The organism is Pseudoxanthomonas sp. GM95 (assembly GCF_900109775.1).
In the GTDB taxonomy this organism is placed as follows: domain Bacteria; phylum Pseudomonadota; class Gammaproteobacteria; order Xanthomonadales; family Xanthomonadaceae; genus Pseudoxanthomonas_A.
Genome location: NZ_FOAX01000002.1, coordinates 1,062,705 through 1,084,753 on the forward strand (window position 1 = coordinate 1,062,705; position 22,049 = coordinate 1,084,753).

Annotated in this window: 19 protein-coding genes; 8 read left to right on the forward strand and 11 right to left on the reverse strand. The window is 67.4% G+C overall.

Annotated features, from left to right (window positions below; translation table 11 throughout):
* Positions 1 to 49: 49 nt before the first annotated feature.
* Genes BMZ17_RS12750 through BMZ17_RS12765 form a run of 4 tightly spaced genes read right to left on the reverse strand, consistent with a single transcriptional unit; the run spans position 50 to position 3,513 of the window.
* The gene (locus tag BMZ17_RS12750) at positions 50 to 928 is read right to left on the reverse strand and encodes a polyprenyl synthetase family protein (protein ID WP_093138939.1); all 879 of its coding nucleotides are present in this window, start codon (positions 926 to 928) and stop codon (positions 50 to 52) included.
* Positions 918 to 1,178, reverse strand: coding sequence for an exodeoxyribonuclease VII small subunit (locus tag BMZ17_RS12755; RefSeq protein WP_093139719.1), 261 nt, complete (start codon positions 1,176 to 1,178; stop codon positions 918 to 920). The genes BMZ17_RS12750 and BMZ17_RS12755 overlap by 11 nt, the downstream gene beginning before the upstream one ends.
* Before the next feature lie 31 nt (positions 1,179 to 1,209).
* Positions 1,210 to 2,517, reverse strand: a complete 1,308-nt coding sequence (tilS, locus tag BMZ17_RS12760; RefSeq protein WP_093138940.1) for a tRNA lysidine(34) synthetase TilS — start codon at positions 2,515 to 2,517, stop codon at positions 1,210 to 1,212.
* Between the two features lie 54 nt (positions 2,518 to 2,571).
* The gene (locus BMZ17_RS12765; RefSeq protein ID WP_093138941.1) at positions 2,572 to 3,513 is read right to left on the reverse strand and encodes an ankyrin repeat domain-containing protein; all 942 of its coding nucleotides are present in this window, start codon (positions 3,511 to 3,513) and stop codon (positions 2,572 to 2,574) included.
* Between the two features lie 119 nt (positions 3,514 to 3,632).
* On the opposite strand from BMZ17_RS12765, the gene radA reads away from it, so the two are divergent.
* The gene (radA, locus tag BMZ17_RS12770; RefSeq protein WP_093138942.1) at positions 3,633 to 5,024 is read left to right on the forward strand and encodes a DNA repair protein RadA; all 1,392 of its coding nucleotides are present in this window, start codon (positions 3,633 to 3,635) and stop codon (positions 5,022 to 5,024) included.
* An 81-nt stretch (positions 5,025 to 5,105) separates the two neighbouring features.
* Here radA and BMZ17_RS12775 read toward each other — a convergent pair whose 3' ends face one another.
* From BMZ17_RS12775 to BMZ17_RS12805, 7 genes are all read right to left on the reverse strand, one after another.
* Complete coding sequence (locus tag BMZ17_RS12775) at positions 5,106 to 5,498, reverse strand: VOC family protein (RefSeq protein ID WP_093138943.1); 393 nt, start codon at positions 5,496 to 5,498, stop codon at positions 5,106 to 5,108.
* 91 nt (positions 5,499 to 5,589) lie between these two features.
* The gene (tsf, locus tag BMZ17_RS12780; protein WP_093138944.1) at positions 5,590 to 6,471 is read right to left on the reverse strand and encodes a translation elongation factor Ts; all 882 of its coding nucleotides are present in this window, start codon (positions 6,469 to 6,471) and stop codon (positions 5,590 to 5,592) included.
* Positions 6,472 to 6,604: 133 nt separating this feature from the next.
* Positions 6,605 to 7,387 (reverse strand): 30S ribosomal protein S2, encoded by a 783-nt coding sequence (rpsB, locus tag BMZ17_RS12785; protein ID WP_093138945.1) that lies wholly within the window; start codon positions 7,385 to 7,387, stop codon positions 6,605 to 6,607.
* Between the two features lie 529 nt (positions 7,388 to 7,916).
* The gene (locus BMZ17_RS12790) at positions 7,917 to 8,939 is read right to left on the reverse strand and encodes a Csu type fimbrial protein (RefSeq protein ID WP_093138946.1); all 1,023 of its coding nucleotides are present in this window, start codon (positions 8,937 to 8,939) and stop codon (positions 7,917 to 7,919) included.
* Positions 8,936 to 11,281, reverse strand: a complete 2,346-nt coding sequence (locus BMZ17_RS12795; protein ID WP_175485617.1) for a fimbria/pilus outer membrane usher protein — start codon at positions 11,279 to 11,281, stop codon at positions 8,936 to 8,938. The genes BMZ17_RS12790 and BMZ17_RS12795 overlap by 4 nt, the downstream gene beginning before the upstream one ends.
* A gap of 10 nt (positions 11,282 to 11,291) precedes the next feature.
* Complete coding sequence (locus BMZ17_RS12800) at positions 11,292 to 11,999, reverse strand: fimbrial biogenesis chaperone (protein ID WP_093138948.1); 708 nt, start codon at positions 11,997 to 11,999, stop codon at positions 11,292 to 11,294.
* A gap of 53 nt (positions 12,000 to 12,052) precedes the next feature.
* Positions 12,053 to 12,577, reverse strand: coding sequence for a Csu type fimbrial protein (locus BMZ17_RS12805; protein ID WP_093138949.1), 525 nt, complete (start codon positions 12,575 to 12,577; stop codon positions 12,053 to 12,055).
* Positions 12,578 to 12,922: 345 nt separating this feature from the next.
* Here BMZ17_RS12805 and map point away from each other — a divergent pair, with 345 nt between their 5' ends.
* The 7 genes from map (at position 12,923) to asnB (ending at position 21,995) form a co-directional block, all read left to right on the forward strand.
* On the forward strand, positions 12,923 to 13,699 hold the full coding sequence (map, locus tag BMZ17_RS12810) for a type I methionyl aminopeptidase (protein WP_093139722.1): 777 nt from the start codon (positions 12,923 to 12,925) through the stop codon (positions 13,697 to 13,699).
* A 41-nt stretch (positions 13,700 to 13,740) separates the two neighbouring features.
* Positions 13,741 to 16,326: a [protein-PII] uridylyltransferase gene (gene glnD / locus BMZ17_RS12815; RefSeq protein ID WP_093139724.1), complete on the forward strand. Its 2,586-nt coding sequence runs from the start codon at positions 13,741 to 13,743 to the stop codon at positions 16,324 to 16,326.
* A gap of 37 nt (positions 16,327 to 16,363) precedes the next feature.
* On the forward strand, positions 16,364 to 17,209 hold the full coding sequence (gene dapD, locus BMZ17_RS12820; RefSeq protein ID WP_254775293.1) for a 2,3,4,5-tetrahydropyridine-2,6-dicarboxylate N-succinyltransferase: 846 nt from the start codon (positions 16,364 to 16,366) through the stop codon (positions 17,207 to 17,209).
* Between the two features lie 236 nt (positions 17,210 to 17,445).
* Positions 17,446 to 18,450, forward strand: a complete 1,005-nt coding sequence (locus tag BMZ17_RS12825) for a glycoside hydrolase family 43 protein (RefSeq protein ID WP_093138951.1) — start codon at positions 17,446 to 17,448, stop codon at positions 18,448 to 18,450.
* 43 nt (positions 18,451 to 18,493) lie between these two features.
* Positions 18,494 to 18,856 carry a Spx/MgsR family RNA polymerase-binding regulatory protein gene (locus BMZ17_RS12830; RefSeq protein WP_093138952.1) on the forward strand — a complete coding sequence of 121 codons (363 nt, stop codon included), beginning with the start codon at positions 18,494 to 18,496 and terminating at the stop codon, positions 18,854 to 18,856.
* Positions 18,853 to 19,995: a succinyl-diaminopimelate desuccinylase gene (gene dapE / locus BMZ17_RS12835; protein ID WP_093138953.1), complete on the forward strand. Its 1,143-nt coding sequence runs from the start codon at positions 18,853 to 18,855 to the stop codon at positions 19,993 to 19,995. The genes BMZ17_RS12830 and dapE overlap by 4 nt, the downstream gene beginning before the upstream one ends.
* Positions 19,996 to 20,306: 311 nt before the next feature.
* Entirely contained in the window at positions 20,307 to 21,995 is a 1,689-nt protein-coding gene (asnB, locus tag BMZ17_RS12840; protein ID WP_093138954.1) for an asparagine synthase B, read from the forward strand.
* The last annotated feature ends 54 nt before the right edge of the window (positions 21,996 to 22,049 follow it).

Genomic DNA, 22,049 nt, shown 5'->3' on the forward strand with positions numbered 1-22,049 from the left:
TGCCCGCACTTGCCAGGGGAGTACTTCAACTGGACTGCTAGATACTCTGCTAGTGCCCGCGCTTGACCGCCAACTCACCCAGCGCAGCTAGCTCCGCCGCGCGCGCACCAAACGGTGCCAGCAGCGCCCGCATCTGCGTCGCTAGCTCATCGAGCTTCGCCTTCGCGCCGTCCATGCCGAGCAACGCCGGATAGGTGGACTTGGCCTGCGCGACATCCTTGCCGGCGGTCTTGCCGAGGGTTTCGGAGCTGGCTTCGACGTCGAGGATGTCGTCGCGTACCTGGAAGGCCAGGCCGAGTGCATCGGCGAAGGCATCCAGACGCTGCAAGGTGTCTTCGTCCGCGCCGCCGGCCAGCGCGCCCAGGCGCACGCTGGCGCGGATCAGGGCGCCGGTCTTGAGCGCGTGCATGCGCTGCAGGGCGTCGAGCGATTGCAGCTGGCCGGTGGCGTCGATGTCCAGTGCCTGGCCGCCGCACATGCCGGCCACGCCGCTGGCGCGCGCCAGGGTCTGCAGCCAGGCCACGCGCAGCACTGCGCCGGCATCGCTGCCCGCCAGCACGTCGAAGGCCAGCGTCTGCAGCGCATCGCCGGCGAGGATCGCGGTGGCTTCGTCGAAGGCGATGTGCACGGTCGGCTGGCCGCGACGCAGGGCGTCGTCGTCCATCGCCGGCAGGTCGTCGTGGACCAGCGAATAGGCATGGATCAATTCGACTGCGGTGGCTGGTGCGTCCAGCACAGCTTCTTCAGCGCCGGTCAGCGTGCCGGCGGCGTAGACCAGCAACGGACGCATGCGCTTGCCGCCGCCAAGGCTGGCGTGGCGCATGGCCGCATGCAGGCGCTGCGGGGCGAGGGTGGGATCGGGGAGCGCCGCTTCCAGCGAGGCTTCGACACGCTGTGCCCAGCGTGCGAACACGGCCTCACTCGCCATCGGGCAGCGGGGCGAAAGGTTCGGCGGTCTCGGGGCGGTCCGGGTCGCTGAGCAGGCGCACGCGCAGCTCGGCCTGTTCCAGCGCGGTGCGGCAGCTGCGATACAGGCCCACACCGCGCTCGTAGGCGGCCAGCGAGTCTTCCAGGCTCAGATCGCCCTGTTCCATGCGGCCAACCAGCTGTTCCAGCTCGTCCAGCGAGGTTTCGAAATGCGCAACGGGCGAGGCGTCGGCGGTGGGTTTCTTTGCCATGCGCAAAGTGTGGGCGCGCATGCCGGATGGGTCAATCGCGGCTGGGTGGCGACCACGCCAGCCGCGCGCCGCGTTCATCCAGCCAGCGGGCGAATCCGGCGGCCACGATGGCATCGCCGGCGGCGAGGACTTCACCCTCGGCGTCGCGCAGCAGCGGCAGCTGCAGGCGTTGCCACGGCGGGATGCGCGCGTCCTGCAGCACGTGCTTGAGCGCGTGCGAATGCGTGCGGCAGGGCAAGGTGATGCGCTCGCCGCCGCGGCGCGCGCCGACCTGCAGCGGTGTGTCGAAGCCGTCCGCGCCGTGCAGTGCCAGTTGACCGCCATCGGGCAGCGACAGCGCTTCGCGGCCATCCCACGTGGTCTGCCAATCCTGCGGGAGTGCCGGCGTGTCGCGCCCTGCGTGTAGCTGATCGCCCCAGCGACACAGCCAAGCGCCGTCCCAGGCGAAGCGCGCCTGCGCATCGCTGCGCGCGGGCAGCAGGCTGGTTTCGAATTGCGCGATGCCGCGCGCTGGAAGCGGCGGCAATGCGCGCTCGGCAATCCAGTGACGCAGCACGCGGGCACGACGCGAAGGCGGCATCGTTTGCAGGACGAGCATCGACAACACGTGCGGATCGGCGCTGCGTGCAGCCTGCAGATCGATCGCGTCCTGGGTAGACAGCAGCGCGCTGGCCTGCGCGCTCAGGGCCGCGCTGCGGGCCAGTACGGCACCGGCCTGCGGCCAGCGCTGGCGCAGCAGCGGCAGGATCTGGTGACGCAGGAAGTTGCGATCCAGCGTCGTATCGGCATTGCTGTCATCTTCGATCCATTCCAGCGTGTTTGCCTGCGCGTAGGTAGTGATTGCACTGCGCGGCTGGTCCAGCCACGGCCGCCACAGCCAGCCGCTGGCGAAGGCGCGCCACGGCCGCATCGCCGCCAGTCCTTCCGGACCGGATGCACGCAGGGCGCGCAGCAGGAAGGTTTCGGCCTGGTCATCCTGGTGGTGCGCTGCGACCAGCACTTCGCCGGGCGCCATGACCTGGGCGAACGCCGCGTGGCGCGCGCGGCGGGCCGCGGCCTCCAGCCCTTCGCCGGCATTGCGATCGACCTGCACGCGCACGATCTCCAGCGGCACGCGCAGCCGGGCGCACAGCGCAGCACAGTGCGCCGCCCAAGCGTCGGCGTCGGCCTGCAGGCCGTGATGCACGTGGATCGCATGGATCTCGGCGCGGCCTTGCCACTGCGCCACCACCGCATGCAGCAGCGCGGTCGAATCCAGCCCGCCACTCAATGCCACCCGCAGCCTTGGCGGCGGCGTGGAAACGGGCAGGGCGGCGAGGGCGTCGAGCAGCGCGGACATCGGCGAATGGTGCCACGCGGGCAGCGATGCCCCTAGCGCACGGGCCTCACGCGCCTAGAGGGCGATCTCGTTCTTGCCGCGCTCCTGCGGCATCTGGCGCTCAAGCAGCTGCTTGGACGGCGGGGCCGGCGGGCGCCCGATGTTGTGCGTCAGCAGCCAGGCTTGGCAGGCCTTCTGCCAGTCGCGCATCTGTTCGGGCACCTTGGCGTAGAAGGTGTCCTCGACCACGGGCATGCGGCCGTCGTAGGACTCGGCGGTGCCGGCCAGGCGCGAGCCTACGACGTCGCGCATCCGGCGCGTGGGATCGCCACCGTTTTCCAGCAGCCAGTACAGCCGGTCGAAGCGGCCGATGCGCGAATACCAGCTCAACACCGTGTCGTAGCCGCCGTCGTCTTCGAGCGTGGTGTCCAGATGCGCGCCGGACATGATCAGCGCCTGCACGTTGTCCCAGTGGCCGTTGGAGAAGGCCACGTACAGCAGCGGCTGGCCGGCGGCGTTGCGGGCGTTGGGGTCGCCGCCGCGCATCAGCAGCTCGACCAGGTAGCGCGAATCGGCCATCGCCGCGGCGCGAACCAGCGAGGTTTCCGCGCCCGGCCCGATCGTGATGCCGGCCGACTGCATGCGGATATCCGGCGTGGCGCCGGCGTTGAGCAGCAGGTGCAAGCCTTCAGGGTTGTAGGTCAGCAGCGGCCAAGCCAGCAGCGGTCGGCCCTGGCGGTCGAAGATGGTGTCCGGGTCGATGCCCTGCTCATAGACCATCTTGTCGATCGCATCCCAGTCGTTGCGGTCCACGGCCCGTGCCATGCGCAGGCCATCGCCGGCGAAGTAATCGGCCGGATCGAGCAGCGCGCTGCCCGAGCCCATGCTCAGTGGCAACAGCACGTAGACACAGGCGCCCAGCAAGGCGGCGATGACCAGCGCGAGCAGTGCGACCAGCCAGCGGCGCGGGCGCACGCTCAGATGGATCGGGGGCGAAGGCTGGACGGCGGTGGTCAAGGGCGCGGGTTTCACGGATGGAATATGGTTCATTACGTGGAAACGCGCGCGTGCCGGTCTCGCGCCAGGAGACGCCGCGCCGCTACAGTGGCCGCCGGATTTCCAAGGGATTGCTTCATATGGCCAAGGCCACCTCCAAGGCGCGTACCGCCTATGTCTGCGGCGAATGCGGCGCCGAATACACCAAATGGCAGGGCCAGTGCAGCGAGTGTAATGCCTGGAATTCGCTGTCGCAGATCGTGCTGGAACCGGCCGCGGGCGCACCGCCGGCCGCGCGCCGCTCCGGTTGGGCCGGCAAGACCGAGGCGCCCAAGATCACCGCGCTGAAAGACGTGCGCAACGGCGAGGAAGTGCGCGTGTCCACCGGCATCGGCGAGTTCGACCGGGTGCTCGGCGGCGGCCTGGTCGAAGGCGCGGTGGTGCTGGTCGGTGGCGACCCGGGCATCGGCAAGTCCACGCTGCTGCTGCAGGCGCTGGCCAGCATGGCCGCCACGCTGCCGGTGCTGTACGTCACCGGCGAAGAATCGCTGGCCCAGGTCGCCGGCCGCGCCGTGCGCCTGGACCTGCCGCTGGACGGCCTGCAGGCGCTGGCCGAAACCGGCATCGAATCGATCCTGCAGCACGCCTCGTCCGCGCGGCCCAAGCTGATCGTGGCCGACTCGGTGCAGACCTTGTGGACCGAGACGCTGACCGCCGCGCCAGGCTCGGTCAGCCAGGTGCGCGAGAGCGCCGCGCGCCTGGTGCGCTACGCCAAGGAGACCGGCACCGCCGTGTTCCTGGTCGGCCACGTGACCAAGGAGGGCGGCATCGCCGGTCCGCGCGTGCTGGAGCACATGGTCGATGCGGTGCTGTATTTCGAAGGCGAGTCGGGCAGCCGCTTCCGCGTGCTGCGCGCCTTCAAGAACCGCTTCGGTGCGGTCAATGAGCTGGGCGTGTTCGCCATGGGCGACAAGGGCTTGAAGGAAGTCCCCAATCCGTCGGCGATCTTCCTGTCCGGCGGCAGCACTCGCCAGCCGGGCAGCTGCGTGATGGTCACGCGCGAAGGCACGCGGCCACTGCTGGTGGAAGTGCAGGCGCTGGTCGATGCCTCGCCGCTGTCCAATCCACGCCGCGTGGCCGTGGGCCTGGAAGGCAACCGCCTGGCGATGCTGCTGGCGGTGCTGCATCGCCACGGCGGGATCATGGTGGGCGACCAGGACGTCTTCATCAACGTGGTCGGCGGCATTCGCGTGCAGGAAACCGCGGCCGATTTGCCGGCGCTGCTGGCCGTGCTCTCGTCCCTGCGCGATGCGCCGCTGGCCGAAAAGACGATCGCCTTCGGCGAAGTCGGCCTGTCCGGCGAGATCCGCCCCGTGCCCAACGGCGAGGACCGCCTGAAGGAAGCGGCCACGCACGGCTTCAAGCGCGCCATCGTGCCCAAGGCCAACGCACCCAAGACCGCGTCGATCAAGGGCATGGAAGTGATCGCCGTCGAGCGCCTGTCCGATGCGCTGGAGGCGGCGTTCGGCTGAAGCCTGCTTGCGGGCGGGAAACAAAAAAGCCGCGGGCAACCGCGGCTTTTTCGTGTGTGCTTCAGCGGGGCCCGTGCAGGCTCAGGCCGGTCGATGCAGCGCGCACAGCTTGTTGCCGTCCGGGTCGCGCACGTAGGCGATGTAAGCGCGGCCCAGGCTGCTTTCGCGCCAGCCCGGGGCGTTCTCGATCGAGGTGCCGCCGGCGGCGATGGCCGCATCGTGGAAGGCCAGCGCCTGCTCGGGCGAGCTGCACTTGAAGCCGACCGTGCCGCCATTGGCGCTGCTGGCCGGCTCGCCGTTGATCGGCTGGCTGACGCAAAAGGTGTTGCCGTCGTGGCGGTAGAACAGGCGGACGTGACCGGTGCCGGCGACGTTGCGCAGCGGCGCGCCGACGCCCAGCGTGGCCAGCACCGCGTCGTAGAACGCGTTGGCGCGCTCGATGTCGTTCGCACCGACCATGATGTGGTTGAACATGCGTGTCTCCTGTTGAAAGTTGCGTGGGCTGGATAAGGAAAAAGCCGCGGTTTCCCGCGGCTTTTCCGGTGTCACGCTGCAGCGGGCAGGATCAGACCTGCATCGCCTTGGCGACTTCGGCGGCGTAGTCTTCCACCACCTTCTCGATGCCTTCGCCGACCACCAGACGCTGGAAGCCGGTCACGTCGGCGCCAGCGGCCTTGGCCACGGCTTCGACGGTGCGCTTGTCGCCGTCCAGGACGTATTCCTGGCCGTACAGGGTCACTTCGCTGACGATCTTGTTGATCTTGCCGGAGATGATCTTCTCCAGGATCTCGGCGGGCTTGGCCTTGTCCTTCTCGGACATCTTGGCCAGCTCGATTTCCTTTTCCTTGGCGACAAAATCAGCCGGCACGTCGGCGGGCTTGTTGTAGGGCGGGTTCATCGCGGCGATGTGCATGGCCAGGCCATTGGCGAGCTCGGCGCTGCCGCCGGTCATCTCGACCAGCACGCCGATCTTGCCGTTGGTGTGCACGTAGGCGCCGACGGTGCCTGCGCTCTTGGCCCAGGCCAGGCGACGGACCTGGATGTTCTCGCCCAGCTTCTGGATGGCGGTGGCGCGGGCTTCCTCGACGGTTTCGCCCGAGGCCAGCTTGGCGGTCTTCAGGGCTTCCACGTCGGCGGCGCCGGCGGCCAGGGCAGCGGCGGCCACGGCATCGACGAACGCCTTGAAGTTGACGTCATTGGCGACGAAGTCGGTCTCGGAGTTGACCTCGACCAGCACGGCGCTGCCGGTGCCCTGGGCGATGGCCACGCGGCCTTCGGCGGCCACGCGGTCGGCCTTCTTGTCGGCCTTGGCGGCGCCGGACTTGCGCAGGGCTTCAGCCGCCGCGTTGATGTCGCCGTTGCTTTCGGTGAGTGCCTTCTTGCACTCCATCATGCCGGCGCCAGTGCGCTCGCGCAGTTCCTTGACCAGGGAAGCAGTGATTTCCACGGTGATGACCTCAGTTTTGGGTATTGGTTGGGAAGGCGCTACGCGCCATTCCAAGCGACAACGGCGGGACTAGTGCCCGCCGCTGGGGCCGACGCGCGAACATGGCGCGTCGGCATTGCACGGCGATGACGCCTTAGGCGGCGGCTTCGTCGTTCTTGCGGCCGCGACGGGCCGGCTTGGCTTCGGCGTTGCCTTCGCTGAACTCTTCTTCGCGCACGGTGGCGTTGTTCGGCGAAGCGGCCTTGCCTTCCAGCACGGCGTCGGCGGCGGCGCGGGCGTACAGCTGCACGGCGCGGATGGCGTCGTCGTTGCCCGGGATGGCGTAGTCGACCAGGGCCGGATCGTAGTTGGAGTCAACCACGGCGATCACCGGGATGCCGAGCTTCTTGGCTTCCTTGATGGCGATGTCTTCGTGGCCGATGTCGATGACGAACAGGGCGTCGGGCAGACGGTTCATTTCCTTGATGCCGCCCAGCGAGGCCAGCAGCTTCTCGCGCTCGCGGCGCAGGCCCAGCACTTCGTGCTTGACCAGCTTCTCGAAGGTGCCGTCGGTTTCAGCGGCTTCCAGCTCCTTCAGGCGGGCAACGGACTTCTTCACCGTGGCGAAGTTGGTCAGGGTGCCGCCCAGCCAACGCTGGGTCATGTACGGCATGTTGCAACGCTCGGCTTCTTCCTTGATGGAATCGCGGGCGCTGCGCTTGGTGCCGATGAACAGGACGGTGCCGCGCTTCTGGGCGATGGCGCTGATGAAGTTCATCGCGTCAACGAACAGCGGCAGGGTCTTTTCCAGGTTGATGATGTGGATCTTGCCGCGGGCACCGAAGATGTACGGGGCCATCTTCGGGTTCCAGTAGCGGGTCTGGTGGCCGAAGTGGACGCCGGCTTCCAGCATCTGGCGCATGGTGATCTGGGACATTGCAAAACTCCAAGGCAGTGGAACCGACCGCGCAATTGGATGCGGTACTGATGGTTCCGGGGTTGGGCCTCCCTGCAGCGTCCGTGGCCGAACCTTCTTGCGAAGGCACCCCGGCACGGGCTGTGGCTGCAGGTGTGTATTCGCCGGTGACGCCCGGCGTGGGCGGTCTTGCGGGCCTGATGGCCTCGCGAAGCCGGCGGATTATAGCCGCGCGGCGCTGGCCGGCGCAAATCGCGCCGGCGTCAGGGTGTTCAGGCAAACAGCGGGGCGGCGGCCATCAGGATGACGAGCAGCAGCAGACGGCGGGAAGAGGTCAGGCGCATGGCGGTGCAGTTCCGGGGGACAGTGGCGGGCGCGGACTGCGCTGGCCTGATCCGGGATATGCAAGGGGCGTGCCAACTTTGAGGTGGTCCGAAAAGCCTTGCAGAACGGGATCTCGTACGCAGTTTTCGTGCGTTCGATCGTTGGCAGACCTCGCCCGCGCGTCACTTTTCGCCGCGCCGCATCCTGTGCGTCATCCCGTGTCGCGTCAGTAGGTGATGGTGACGGTGATGGTGTCGCTGTAGCTGCCGGGATTGGCGGTCTGCCCGGACAGGACGCGGCCGTAGACCGTGGCGGTCTGCGCCGTGCCGGTGCCAGTGCCCTGCAAGGTGTCGGTGTCCAGGCTGTTGCCCCAGCGGTTGCTGCGCGCGCCGTCGCGGTACAGCTCGTAATTGACGTATTGCGTGCTCGCCCCCTGGCGCATGCGCCGCTGGGTGAGCAAGGCATTGGTGCCGTTGTCCAGGCCGAGCTGCCAGGCCGTGCGAAGGGTGCAGGTCAGGCCGATGGTCGAGGTCTGGTCGACGTTGGAGGTGATGAAGCCGGCGACGCTGCCGAAATCCAGGTCGGTCGTGCTGTACGCGTAGCACTGGCCGGGGACCTGGGCGTTGGCGGTGAAGGGAAAGGCGTTGTTGTTGGTCGTGGAGCCGCCGATATTGCAGGCACTGGGGAAGTTGGCCGGTGCGCCGAGCAGCGGGGTGTCGGCGGCATAAGTCAGCACGGTGTCGGCGTTGGCGAAGGTGCTGCTGTAGCTGCCGGTCGCCAACGCTTGGTTGGCAGGAATGCGCCCGTAGATCGTGACGGTCTGCGCCTGCGAGCCGCCGACCAGCAAGGGCACCGCATAGTCGAAGTTCAGCACCAGCACGTTGTTGGAGGCGTTGCCGAGCGCCCCCCAGATCTGGCTGCGGGCCGGGTCCTTATAGGCTTGGTAATTGAGGATGTCGCCCGCGGTGCTGCGCATCTGGCGCGGCGCCATGGACGTGCTCGCGCTGCCTGGCCCCAGGCCGACGCACAGCGTGACCTTGGTATTGCTCAGCAAGGCCAGCGCAGCGGTGGCGCAGGTCACGGTGAAGGTGGTGGTGGTATCGGTGGTCTGGGTGTTCGAAGCATTGCCGAACGCCAATACCGTCGGCGTGGTGGCCGTGCAGACCGTGGCGGCGCGTGCATCGGGCGACCAGCCCCATAGCGCCAGCAGCGCGACGAGCAGGCAATACAGCGGAAAGCGGCGGCTCATCGTGAGATCTCCGGGGCGCAGGTCAGCGGACCGATGCGCGGAATCTGGGCGGGGGCGACTTGAGCGGGGTAGTCGAACGCCACGACGCAGCGGCCCGACGGGGTAGTGACCTGCAGGCGGTTCTTCAGCTGCAGGGTGTCCAGGTAGGTTTCGCCGTCGTAACCGACCACGGTCGACGGGCCATCGGTACCGACTAGCGTGACGGTGCTGCCCACGGCCAGCGGTTTGCCGCTCGCATCGCGCAGGACCACGGTAGCGGCGCGGACCTGGGTGATGCTGAAGGGGATCTTCAAGCCGGCGCCGGCGCGCGGCGTGACCTGGCGCTCGACCGCATCCACGCGCTGGTCGGCGGGCAGGTCCAGGGTGTCGATCGAGACCCGGTTGCGCTGCCATGGCTGCAGCGGGGTGACCAGTAGCAGGCCGTCGTCGTTGGTCTGGCCGACCAGGCGGTTTTCGAGTCGCACCGGCGTGTTCGGCCGGCCGGTGGAGACCACGCCGAAGCCGTTGTCGATCGAGCGCGCGGCCAGCAACCCGCCGCCCATCCAGACCAGGCTGCCGCTGGTGCTGGCATAGCCATAGGTGTCGCCGCCCTGGTTGGCCGCGCCGAGGGCGTAGCGGCCGACGTCGTTCTGCCAGCCGAGCTCGGCCAGACCGCCGCTGCCGCCGTCGCCGGTGCGTGCCTGCACCCGCCAGCCCAGGCCGTTGGGACCGCCGTCGCCGGGGATGGCCTTGGACGCCTCGATCACCTGCGTGTTGCTGTCGCCGTTGCGCTGGGCCGAAACCGAGGCGCGCCGCAGCCCGTCCAGCGCCACCGAGGCCGATAGGTAGATGCTGCGGTCAGCGGCATCGTCCAGGTTCTGGTTCACCGACAGGTTGGCCGACCAGTCGCGGCCGAAGGTCTGCGACCAGAACAGACCGCCGTAGCGCGTGCTGGGCTCACCGTCGTTGGTCAGGCGCACGTAGCTGGCGCTGAACGAGCCGAAGGATGGCACCGCGACGCCGAAGATCACATGGTCGCTGGCGCTGACCGGGATGCTGCCCTGCAGGCTGCCGATGTCGCGATAGCGGCCGTGGGTGCGCTGGGTGCCGAGGGCCAGGTTGAAGGTGCGGTTGTTCCAGGTGTATTCGAGCGCGGTCTGGCCGCCTTCGTCGCGACCCTGGCGGCCGTGTGCGTAGGAGGCCGACAGCAGGCCGGCGCCGCCCAGCAGCCACAGCCCGCCGGCGCCGGCATTGCTGACGTTGCCGCCGCCTTCGGCATGGCCTTCGATCGTGAAGCCGTCGCTGACGCCGTAGCGGTAAGTGCCGGTGCCCACCAGCGTGCTGCCATAGCTGAAGGAGCGCAGGCCGTAGTCCTCGCGCAGCACGCCGAAGCCGAGTCCGCCTTCGGACAAACCCTTGGCCAGCAGCTGTTGGGTGCCATAGAAGGAGAAGTTCAGCGTGCGCACCTGGCCAAAGGCATCGGTCACCACCACCTGCGCATTGCCGGTGCCGTTGATGCCGGGCAGGGTGGAGAGCTGGAACGGCCCGGCCGCGACCTGGCCGCTGTACTGGCGCAGGCCATCGACATACAGCTCCACCTGCGAAGGCACGGCTGCTTCGCCCAGGAACGCCGGCAGCGGCGTGGTCACCCGGTAAGGCTGCAGGCCGTAGTTGCGCCCGATCTGGATGCCGGCCATGCGCACCGAACGTGTCCAGTCCAGCGCGTCGCTGTAGAAATCGCCCAGCTGCAGGGTCAGCGCTTTTTCCGGCAGATCCAGGCGCCAGTTGGTGTCCAGGCGGACCGGTTCGGCGCGCCATCCGTCGGTGTCGCGGCCTTCGTAGAGGCGCATCACCGAGGTGTTGCTGAGCACGCCATCGCCAATACCGAACACGCGCAGCTCGGTGGTGGCGGTCAGGTTGGTCTGGTCGGCGTCGCGGTTGGCGTAGAGGTCGTAATTGAGCAGCACGCCAGGCGAGGACGAGGCCTGCGGCGCGGTCTCCTGTTGCGGCTTGAGCACGGCCGTGTCCAGCTTCAGTGCCGACAGCGGTGCATCGAAGGACAGCCGCTGCACATCGAACTGGTAGCGCACGGCCACGCCCGGCAGCGCGTCCAGCGACACGACTTCCTCGGGTGCGCGCCCTTCCATTCGGAAGCCGATCGTGCGCAGCGTCTGGACCGACGTCTGCAAACGCCCGCCGCGCAGTTCGAAGCGTTCGATCTGGCCGGTATCGGTCTGGTTGAGGGTGACCTGCAGGTACAGCACCTGGTCGAACATCGGGCCAGGCGGTGTATCGACGGAAGTCGCAGGATCGTCCGCCGCCGCGGCAGGCTGGATCAGCGGCGCGGTCAGCAACACCCCCAGCAGCCAGGGCCTAGCGGTTCGCCAGGTCGGGCGACAGTGAGCGCTTGTCCGCTTCACCATTGATCCTTGCCGAGAAACGGACCTCGCTATAGCGCGCCGCCGCGCCGGGCAATGTCCAGCGCATGGTCTGTCCGGGCAGTACATAGCCCACCAGGCCCGGGATCACCGGAACCTCGCCGCTGGGCGCTGCGTAGGACAGATCGGCCAGCTGGGCATGGCCCGCGCCGGTGTTGTGGACCTCGATGGCAGCGGCGCCGTCGGCTGCGGCCACCACCGTGGCCTGCAGCTGTGCATCGGGCGCCTGCGTCGAAGGCAGGACGAACACCGGCACCGAATAGCGCAGCACGAACTGCAAGCCCTGCTGCGGATCGCTGCTGGGCAGTTCGTCGACAATGATGCGGTAGGTCATCTCGCCGGCGATGGGCGAGCGGTCCGGGCGGATCACCCGGACCAGTTGGCGCGCGCCCGGTGCGATGGTCTGCATCGGCGGGCTGGCAATCACGTCCTGGGTGACATCCAGCGACTCAGTCCCACCGGACTGGGTCCATCGGAAGACACGCAGCTGGACGTTGACCGGCGCGGTGCCGGTATTGCTCAGCCACAGCGCATCGGCATTCTGTGCCGGCGTGAGGGTCACCGACGTGGGGGAAACCTGCAGACTGGCGGCGGAGGCCGTGCTCCCCAGCACCGTCATCAACGCCACCCACGCCCATCGCATCAGCCCCCGCCAATACTTTGAACGCGTGTCGCAGGTCTTCCCCATGTCGCGCCTCAATAGGTGATCGTCGCCGTCACAGTATCCTGATACGAACCGGTCGCGGGGTTGTTGCCCGCCAGGTTGGTGATCCGGCCGTAGACCGTATACACCTGGTTGAGGCCCAGCCCGGTGCCGGCCTGTGTGTTGGTGCCGGTCGTGGCGCCCCACACGGCGCTGCGGGTCACGTCGGAATACAGCTGGTAACCAACGTAGTTGTTGGTGGTGATGCTGGCGTTGGTGTTCTTCATCCGGCGCGTGGTCACGTCACCGGTGGTACCGGCGTTGGAGCCCGCATTGAGGGCGACGGTGTACGGCGTCAGCGGCGTGCACTGCACCGTCAACGTGCCGGTGTTGTCGACGTTGGCCGTCGCGGTCGAGGCCGCCGAGCCGAAGTCCACATCGGTCGCCGCAGCCGCGGTGATCGTGCAGGCCTTGGTCACGATGAGCTTGACGTTGAAGGTGGTGGTGTCCGCAGCGCTGGCGACGCCGCAGGCGGCCAGCAGGGCAACAGCGATGACATTGGGGAGCAGCTGACGCATGACGTTTCTCCGGGTCATTCAAGACCGCGAACCGCCGACGAACGTGTCGGCGATGTCCTTCACGCATCTCTCATGCCAAATGGTGTGAGCCGGGCTTGCGACCAGGTTTTTTGTGCGGATCTGGGACGCCGGTTTCAGTTCCGGGCCGGACGGTGCCAGGTGCGTGCCAGTGCATGTCAGGCGAGGCGCCACCCTGACACGCCGGAGGGCCGATTTTTCGCCTGAACAGGGTTTTTGCACTGGAAATCCGACGGTTTTACGTCACTGTGAGACTTCCACCTCGTTCCTGTCGCGCTGCAACATCGAGCCGTTCAGGCTGGGCCGGAATCGGCGATAATGGTGGCCATGAGCATTCAACTGAAATCCGCCGCCGATCTGGAAAAAATGCGCGTCGCAGGCCGCCTGGCCGCCGAAGTGCTGCAGGTCGTCGCCCCGCACGTGAAGCCCGGCGTGACCACGGCCGAGCTGGATCGCATCTGCCATGACCACATCGTCAAGGTGCAGGACGCCATCCCGGCCAATGTCGGCTATCGCGGCTATCCGGCCACGGTCTGTACGTCGGTCAACAACGTGATCTGCCACGGCATCCCGAACGAAGGCAAGGTCCTCAAGGATGGCGACATCGTCAACATCGACGTCACCGTCATCAAGGACGGTTGGCACGGCGACACCAGCCGCATGTACTTCGTCGGCACGCCATCGGTGATGGCCAAGCGCCTGGTCGATGTCACCCGCGAGGCCATGTTCCGCGGCATCCGCGCGGTCAAGCCGGGCGCAACCCTGGGCGATGTGGGCCACGCGATCCAGACCTTCGCCGAGTCCGAGCGTTTCAGCGTGGTGCGCGAGTACTGCGGCCACGGCATCGGCACGATCTACCACGACGAACCGCAGGTGCTGCATTACGGCCGTCCAGGCGATGGCGTGGTGCTCAAGCCGGGCATGACCTTCACCATCGAGCCGATGATCAACGAGGGCACGCGCTACACCAAGACGCTGCCCGATGGCTGGACCGTGGTGACCAAAGACCGCAAGCTCTCGGCGCAGTGGGAACACACCGTGGCCGTGACCGACGACGGCGTCGAAATCCTGACCCGGGTGCCGGGCGACGACAACGACCTGTGAGCGAGCCGGCGGCCGCCAGCGATGCCGTGCAGCGGCCGCCGATGAGCGCTGATCCCGCCTGCGACAGCGACTGGTCCCAGCAGGCACGTGCCGCGCTGGCGGCCACCGATGAAAAGCTCTCCCGCCGCTTCGACGATGTGGAGCGGATCGACCACGTGCTGGCGCTGCGCGCGCGCGCGGTCGATCACCTGCTGGGCGAAGCCTGGCGTCGCTGTTTTCCCGAGGACGTGGGCCTGTCGCTGTTTGCGGTGGGCGGCTACGGGCGCGGCGAGCTGTTCCCGCATTCGGATGTGGACGTCCTGGTGCTGGGGGATTCCGCGGCCCAGCAGCGCGGCCACGAAGCCCTGGCCCGCTGCCTGGCGCTGGTCTGGGACGTCGGGCTGAAGATCAGCCACGCCGTGCGCTCGCCGCAGGAGTGCACCGAAGCAGCCGAAGACCAGACCGTGCTGACCGCGCTGATCGAGGCGCGGCCGCTGATCGCAGACGAGGCGGCGATCAAGGCGCTGGCCCAAGCCGTGTCGCCGGACCAGGTCTGGGCGCCGCGTGAGTTCTTCGCGATCAAGCGCGAGGAGATGCGCCTGCGCCACGCGCGCTTCGGCGATACCTCCGACAACCTGGAACCGGACATCAAGGACGGCCCGGGCGGGCTGCGCGACCTGCACACGCTGGGCTGGATGGCGCTGCGCACCTTCGGCGTGCGCGACCTGGAAGCGCTGGTCGGTATGGACCAGCTGGGCCAGGACGAAGCCATCGCGCTGGCTCGCGAACGCCGCGTGCTGGGCCGGCTGCGCTATGGCCTGCACCTGGTCGCGGGGCGGCCGGAAGAGCGCCTGCGATTCGACTACCAGAAGACCCTGGCCGCCCGCCTGGGTTACGCCGATGCGCCGGGCAGCCTGGCGGTCGAGCAGATGATGCAGGGCTTCTATCGCAGCGCCGCGATCGTGCGCCGGATCAGCGATCGCCTGTTGCAGCGTTTCGAGGAGCAGTTCGAAGGCGAGGCCGTGCCGCGCGCGCTGGACGAGGCGTTCGAGCTGCGCCGCAACTACCTGGCGGCCAGCAGCGTGGAGTGGCCGCAGGACATCGGCGATGTGTTCGCGCTGTTCGCCATCTGGGCCGCGCAGCCGCAGGTCAGCGGCCTGCATTCGCAGACCGCACGCGCGCTGGCCGAAGCCTTGCCGCACCTGCCGGCCTATACCGCGGCCACGGTTGAACAGCGGGCGCAGTTCCTGGCCCTGATGCGCGGACCACGCGCGGTGGACACGCTGGCCCGGATGGCGCGGCTGGGGGTGCTGAGCCAGTGGCTGCCGGCGTTCGCGCGCGTCTCCGGGCGCATGCAGTTCGACCTGTTCCATGTGTATACGGTCGATCAGCACACGCTGATGGTGCTGCGCAATCTGTCCTCGTTCTCCAAGGGACGTGCCGACGAGCGCTTCTCCATCGCCCATGAAGTCTGGCCACGCCTGCGCAAGCCGGAGCTGCTGCTGCTGGCCGGCCTGTTCCATGACATCGCCAAGGGCCGCGGCGGCGATCACTCCGAACTGGGTGCAGTCGATGCGCGCGAGTTCTGCCATGCGCATGGCCTCAACGCCTCCGATACCAGCCTGATCACCTGGCTGGTCGAGCAGCACCTGCGCATGTCGGTGACCGCGCAGAAGCAGGACATCGCCGACCCGGAGGTGATCCACCGCTTCGCCACCCTGATCGGCGACCGCGAGCACCTGGACTATCTTTACCTGCTGACCTGCGCCGATATCGCTGGCACCAGCCCCAAGCTGTGGAACGCGTGGAAGGACCGGCTGCTGGCCGATCTGTACTTCGCCACGCGCCGGGTGCTGCGCGAGGGCCTGGAGCAGCCGATGGCGGTGGAGCAGCGCGTGGCCGAAGGACGCGATGCCACCCACGCGCTGATGCTGCAGCAGGGCTTCGACGGCGAGACCATCGCGCGCCAGTTCGCCGAGATGCCGATCGAGAGCTTCATGCGCTTCCGCCCCGAGCAGCTGGCCTGGCAGGCCGGTGCGCTGGTGGATGTGCACCACGGCCAGACCCTGGTCCAGGTGCGTCATATCGACGAAGACGCGGTGGCGATGGAGGTGTTCGTCCATTCGCCCGACCGCGACGGCCTGTTCGCCGCGATCCTGGCCACGCTGGACAGGCTGGGCTTCGGCATCCACCAGGCGCGCGTGCTGGTCGGTCCGCATGGCACGGCCTTCGATACGTTCGAGATCCTGCCGGCCGACAGCTACGCCAACTCCGATCCGGCGCTGGTGGGCGACGCGCTGCGCCGGGCGCTGGAAGGCGCGCTGGACCAGGTGCGCGTGTCCCAGCGCACCGTGCCGCGTCAGCTGCGGCATTTCCGTTTTCCGCCGCGCTTCGAATTCGGCAACACGCTCGATGGCCGCTACACGGTGCTGGAACTGGTCGCCCCCGACCGGCCCGGCCTGCTGGCCCAGCTGGCCCAGGTGCTGCGTCTGCAGCGCCTGCGCGTGCACGATGCGCGTATCGCCACCTTCGGCGAGCGCGCCGAGGACGTGTTCCACCTCAGCGACGAAGCCGACGAACCGCTGACCGGCGAAGAGCGCGACGCCCTGCGCGATGCGCTGCGTGCCAAGCTCGAAACCGCCGCCTGATTCCCACTCATCCCCACACCCAGGAACTCCCCGCTCCATGTCCGCAGTCGAACTCCAAACCCTCAAGTCCACCCTGGAAGACGCCTTCGAGCGTCGCGCCGACCTCACCGCCGACGAGATCGCCGGCCAGGTGCGCCCGGCCGTGTATGCGGCCATCGACGGGCTGGAATCCGGTGCGCTGCGCGTGGCCGAACCCAAGGCCGAGGGCGGCTGGCAGGTCAACGAGTGGCTGAAGAAAGCCGTGCTGCTGTACTTCCGCGTCAACGACATGGCCGTGGTCGAGGCCGAGCCGGCGCCGTTCTGGGACAAGGTCGAGGCGCGCTTTGCCGGTTACGACGCGGCCAAGTTCAAGGCCGGCGGCGTGCGCGTGGTGCCGGGCGCGGTTGCCCGCCGTGGCACGTACTTCGGCAAGGACGTGGTGCTGATGCCCAGCTTCACCAACATCGGCGCTTACGTGGGCGAGGGCACGATGGTCGACACCTGGGCCACGGTCGGCTCGTGCGCGCAGATTGGCAAGCACTGCCATCTGTCCGGCGGCGCCGGCATCGGCGGCGTGCTGGAGCCGCTGCAAGCCTCGCCGACGATCATCGAGGACCATTGCTTCATCGGCGCACGCTCGGAAGTGGTGGAAGGCGTGATCGTCGGCCACCACAGCGTGATCGGCATGGGCGTGTTCCTGAGCCAGTCGACCCGTATCTACAACCGCGCCACCGGCGAGGTCAGCTACGGCTACGTGCCGCCGGGCAGCGTGGTGGTGTCCGGTTCGCTGCCGTCCAAGGACGGTTCGCACTCGCTGTACGCGGCGGTCATCGTCAAGCAGGTCGACGAAAAGACCCGCAGCAAGACCAGCGTCAACGACCTGCTGCGCGGCCTGGCTGACTGAGCGGAATCTGCATTGCGATGCATCAAACGGGCTGCCTTCGGGCGGCCCGTTTTGTTTGGAGCGATCGCTCGGCCTTGGCGGCGTGCGTGGCGTGGCGGCTGTTTTACCGGGGGCTTTCCGCCAGGAAGCAGCAACAGTCGTCGTGCTGGCGCCGCAAGGCCGTGACCGCGTTCGACCCGCCAGCGATTTGAATCGATCTAAACTCGGGATTCGACAATCCGGCACGGGAGCGGGGCATGGCATTGGGCAAGGTGGTGATGGGCGCGGCGCTGGCCGCAGCGATGTCGCTGGGCACGTGGAGCGCGGCGGCGGGTGAGGGCGCGGGCCGCAAGGCCACGTCCGGCAATCCGATCTTCGACGGCTGGTATGCCGACCCGGAAGGCGCGGTGTTCGACAACAGCTACTGGATCTATCCGACCACGTCGGTCAAATACGCGCAGCAGACCGGCTTCGACGCGTTCTCCTCAAAGGATCTGGTGACCTGGACCAAGCATCCGGCGATCCTGAAGATCCAGGACATTGCCTGGGCCAAGAAGGCCCTGTGGGCGCCGGCCGTGGTGGAGAACGGCGGCAAGTACTACTTCTTCTTCGCCGCCAACGACATCCAGAGCGACAACGAAGTCGGCGGCATCGGCGTGGCCGTGGCCGACAAGCCCGACGGGCCGTATCGCGACCTGCTGGGCAAGCCGCTGGTGGACAAGTTCCACAACGGCGCCCAGCCGATCGACCAGTTCGTGTTCAAGGACGACGACGGCACCTGGTACATGATTTACGGTGGCTGGAAGCACGCCAACATCGTCAAGCTCAAGCCCGATTTCACCGGCGTCGAACCGATGGCCGACGGCACGGTGTTCAAGGAGATCACGCCCGCGCCGGAATACGTCGAAGGCTCGCTGATGTTCAAGCGCAACGGCAAGTACTACTACATGTGGTCCGAAGGCGGCTGGACCGGGCCGGATTATTCGGTGGCTTACGCGATCGGCGATTCGCCGATGGGGCCGTTCAAGCGGATTGGCAAGATCCTGCAGCAGGACCCGACCATCGGCACCGGCGCCGGCCACAATTCCATCTTCCGCGGAGACGACGACACCTGGTACATCGTCTACCATCGTCACCCGCTGGGCGACCCCGATGGCAACCATCGGCAGGTCGCCATCGACCGCATGGTCTTCGACGCGCAGGGCCACATCCTGCCGGTGAAGATGACCAACGAGGGCGTCGCGCCGCGTCCGCTGCGCTGATCGCGGCGTCCTCACAAGCCAACGCTTTGTGAGACACGCTGCCATGACCACCACGCTCTACGGACTGAAGAACTGCGACACCTGTAAGAAGGCCACCAAGTGGCTGGATCGCTTCGGTGTCGCGTATGCCTTCGTGGATTACCGCGACAACAAGCCCACGCCCGAGACGCTGGTGGAATGGGCCGGCAAGGCGGGCGGTTTCGGTGCGCTGGTCAACAAGTCCTCGACCACCTGGCGGCAGTTGCCGGACAACCGCAAGACGCCCGGCAGCGATGCCGAATGGAAGCTGCTACTGCGCGAGCATCCGCAGCTGATCAAGCGGCCGGTGGTGATCACCGACGACGGTAAGTTGAGCCAGGGCTTTTCGGATAACGGCTTCAAGGCCCGCTTCGGGATCGAGAAGTGAGCGCATCGTGCAATAGCGCGGTCTTCGATCTGACCGTCGATCTGGTCGCGCGCGCGTCGGTGACGCCGGACGACGCCGGCTGCCAGGCGCTGCTCGCCTCGCGTCTTGAGGCCGCCGGGTTTGCCTGCGAACACCTACGCTTCGGCGAGGTCGACAACCTGTGGGCCACGCATGGCAGCGGCGCGCCGGTGCTGGTGCTGCTCGGCCATACCGACGTGGTGCCGTCCGGCCCGGTCGAGGCGTGGACCAGCGATCCGTTCAAGCCTGAAGTGCGCGACGGCAATCTGTATGGCCGCGGCACCGCCGACATGAAGGGCAGCGTGGCCGCGTTTGTGGTCGCGGCCGAACAGTACGTCGTCGCGCATCCCGATCACATCGGCACGCTGGCGGTGCTGGTGACCAGCGACGAGGAAGGCGATGCCATCGATGGCGTGCGCCATGTCGCCAACGTGTTCCGCGAACGCGGCCAGCGCATCGACTGGTGCATCACCGGCGAGCCGTCTTCGACCGAAACATTGGGCGATCTGCTGCGCGTCGGCCGCCGTGGCAGCCTGACCGGCACGCTCACCGTGAAGGGCGTGCAGGGCCACGTGGCCTATCCGCACAAGGCGCGCAATCCGATCCATCAGGCCGCCCCCGCATTGGCCGAGCTGACCGCGCGGCATTGGGATGACGGCTACGAGAGCTTTCCACCGACCAGCCTGCAGATCTCGAACATTCATGCCGGCACCGGCGCCAGCAACGTGATCCCGGGCGAACTGCAGGTGTTGTTCAATCTGCGCTACAACCCGCACTGGGACGCGCCGAAGCTGGAGACCGAGATCACCGCGCTGCTGGCGCGGCACGGCCTGGAGTACGCGCTGAAGTGGCACCGCAGCGGCGAGCCGTTCTACACGCCGGAAGGCACGCTGCGCAGCGTCGCACGCGAGGTGCTGGGCCAGTTCGCCGGCGCGCCGCCGGAGGAGAGCACCGGTGGCGGTACCTCGGACGCGCGCTTCATTGCGCCGCTGGGCGCGCAGTGCATCGAGGTCGGGCCGGTCAACGCCACCATCCACCAGATCGACGAGCATGTGCGCGTGGCCGACCTGGAGCGGTTGCCGGACCTGTACCACGCCCTGATCCAACGGTTGCTCGCGTAACAGTTGCGCTGCAGCAAACGCCCGGGTTAAGTTCGCCCCATGCTGTCCAGCCGCGTCAATGTCGTGAACAACAACAACCGCAACAATCTGCGTGCGAATAATCGTGCGCGGCCGATGCGGGTCTGCGACTAGGCAAAGAACGGAACAGCCAAGGAACCAGAAAGCCCGCATCGGAAGATGCGGGTTTTTTTTATGTTTGATGCATGCGCAGATCCCTTTGCGATAAGCCCGGCCCTCCATCGCCGGGACCGAAAAAAAAGCCCAACTTACCCACGTCACCGTCTTCGTAAGACATCTCCAGGAGTTTTCCCATGTGTTCCATCTTCGGCATCTTCGGCCTGCAATCGGGCGATGATTTGGGCGCACTGCGCCGTCAGGCGCTGGACTGCTCGCAGCGCCAGCGCCATCGTGGTCCGGACTGGAGCGGCGTGTATGTCGACGACGGCGCGATCCTGGTGCACGAGCGCCTGGCGATCGTCGATCCGGCCGGCGGCTCGCAGCCGCTGCTGAGCGAGGACGGCGCGCTGGCCCTGGCGGTCAACGGCGAGATCTACAACCACCGCGAACTCAAGGCCGAGCTGAAGCAGCCTTACGCCTTCCAGACCGGGTCGGACTGCGAGGTGATCAACGCGCTGTATCGCGAAGACGGGATCGAATCCTTCCTCAACCGCCTCAACGGGATCTTCGCCTTCGCGCTGTGGGACAAGGCCAGTGGCCGCGCGATCATCGCGCGCGACACGATGGGCGTGTGCCCGCTGTACTGGGGCCACGACAAGGAAGGCCGCCTGCGCGTGGCCTCGGAGATGAAGTCGCTGTCCGAGCATTGCGCTGATGTGGCGCAGTTCCCGCCGGGCCACTGGTACGACACCGCCACTGGCGAGCTGAAGCAGTACTACAAGCGTCCGTGGCGCGACTACGACGCGGTCAAGGATGTGGAAGTCTCCAAGCAGGAGCTGCGCGAAGCCTTTGAAGCAGCCGTGCATCGCCAGCTGATGACCGACGTGCCCTACGGCGTGCTGCTGTCCGGCGGCTTGGATTCGTCGCTGGTCGCCGCCGTGGCCGCGCGTTATGCGCGCCATCGCATCGAGGATGGCGACAAGACCGAAGCCTGGTGGCCGCGCCTGCATTCCTTCGCCATCGGCTTGAAGGGGTCGCCCGACCTGGCCGCCGCGGCGATTGCCGGTGAATCGCTGGGCACCGTGCACCACGGCTTCGAGTACACCTTCGAGGAAGGCCTGGACGCGCTGCCGGAAGTCATCAAGCACATCGAAACCTACGACGTGACCACCATCCGCGCCTCCACGCCGATGTTCCTGCTGGCGCGCCGGATCAAGGCGATGGGCGTGAAGATGGTGCTCAGTGGCGAAGGCAGCGACGAGATCTTTGGCGGCTACCTGTACTTCCACAAGGCGCCGAACGCGCGCGAGTTCCATGAGGAGCTGATCCGCAAGCTGGACGCGCTGTACAACTACGACTGCCTGCGCGCGAACAAGTCGATGATGGCCTGGGGCGTGGAACCGCGCGTGCCGTTCCTGGACCGCGAGTTCATGGACGTGGCCATGCGCATGGATGCCTCGCACAAGATGATTACCATCGGTGCCGACGGCAGGAAGCGCATCGAGAAGGCCGTGCTGCGCGAGGCGTTCGAAGGCTATCTGCCCGATTCGATCCTGTGGCGCCAGAAGGAGCAGTTCAGCGATGGCGTCGGCTACGGCTGGATCGATGGCTTGAAAGCACACGCCGAGGCGCAGGTCACCGATCGTGAGCTGGCCGCGGCCGACAAGCGCTTCCCGGTGAACCCGCCGCTGACCAAGGAGGCGTACTTCTACCGCACGCTGTTCGAGCAGGCGTTTCCGTCCCCGGCCGCCGCCGAGACCGTGCCGGGCGGCAAGTCGATCGCCTGTTCGTCGCCGGCGGCGATTGCCTGGGATGCAAGCTTCGCCAACGCGGCCGATCCGTCGGGACGCGCGATCGCCGGCGTGCACGCGCAGGCGCTGTAAGCACGCGCATCTGGCGTTACATCGCTAGGTTGCGGGAACCAAAACGCCCGCCGG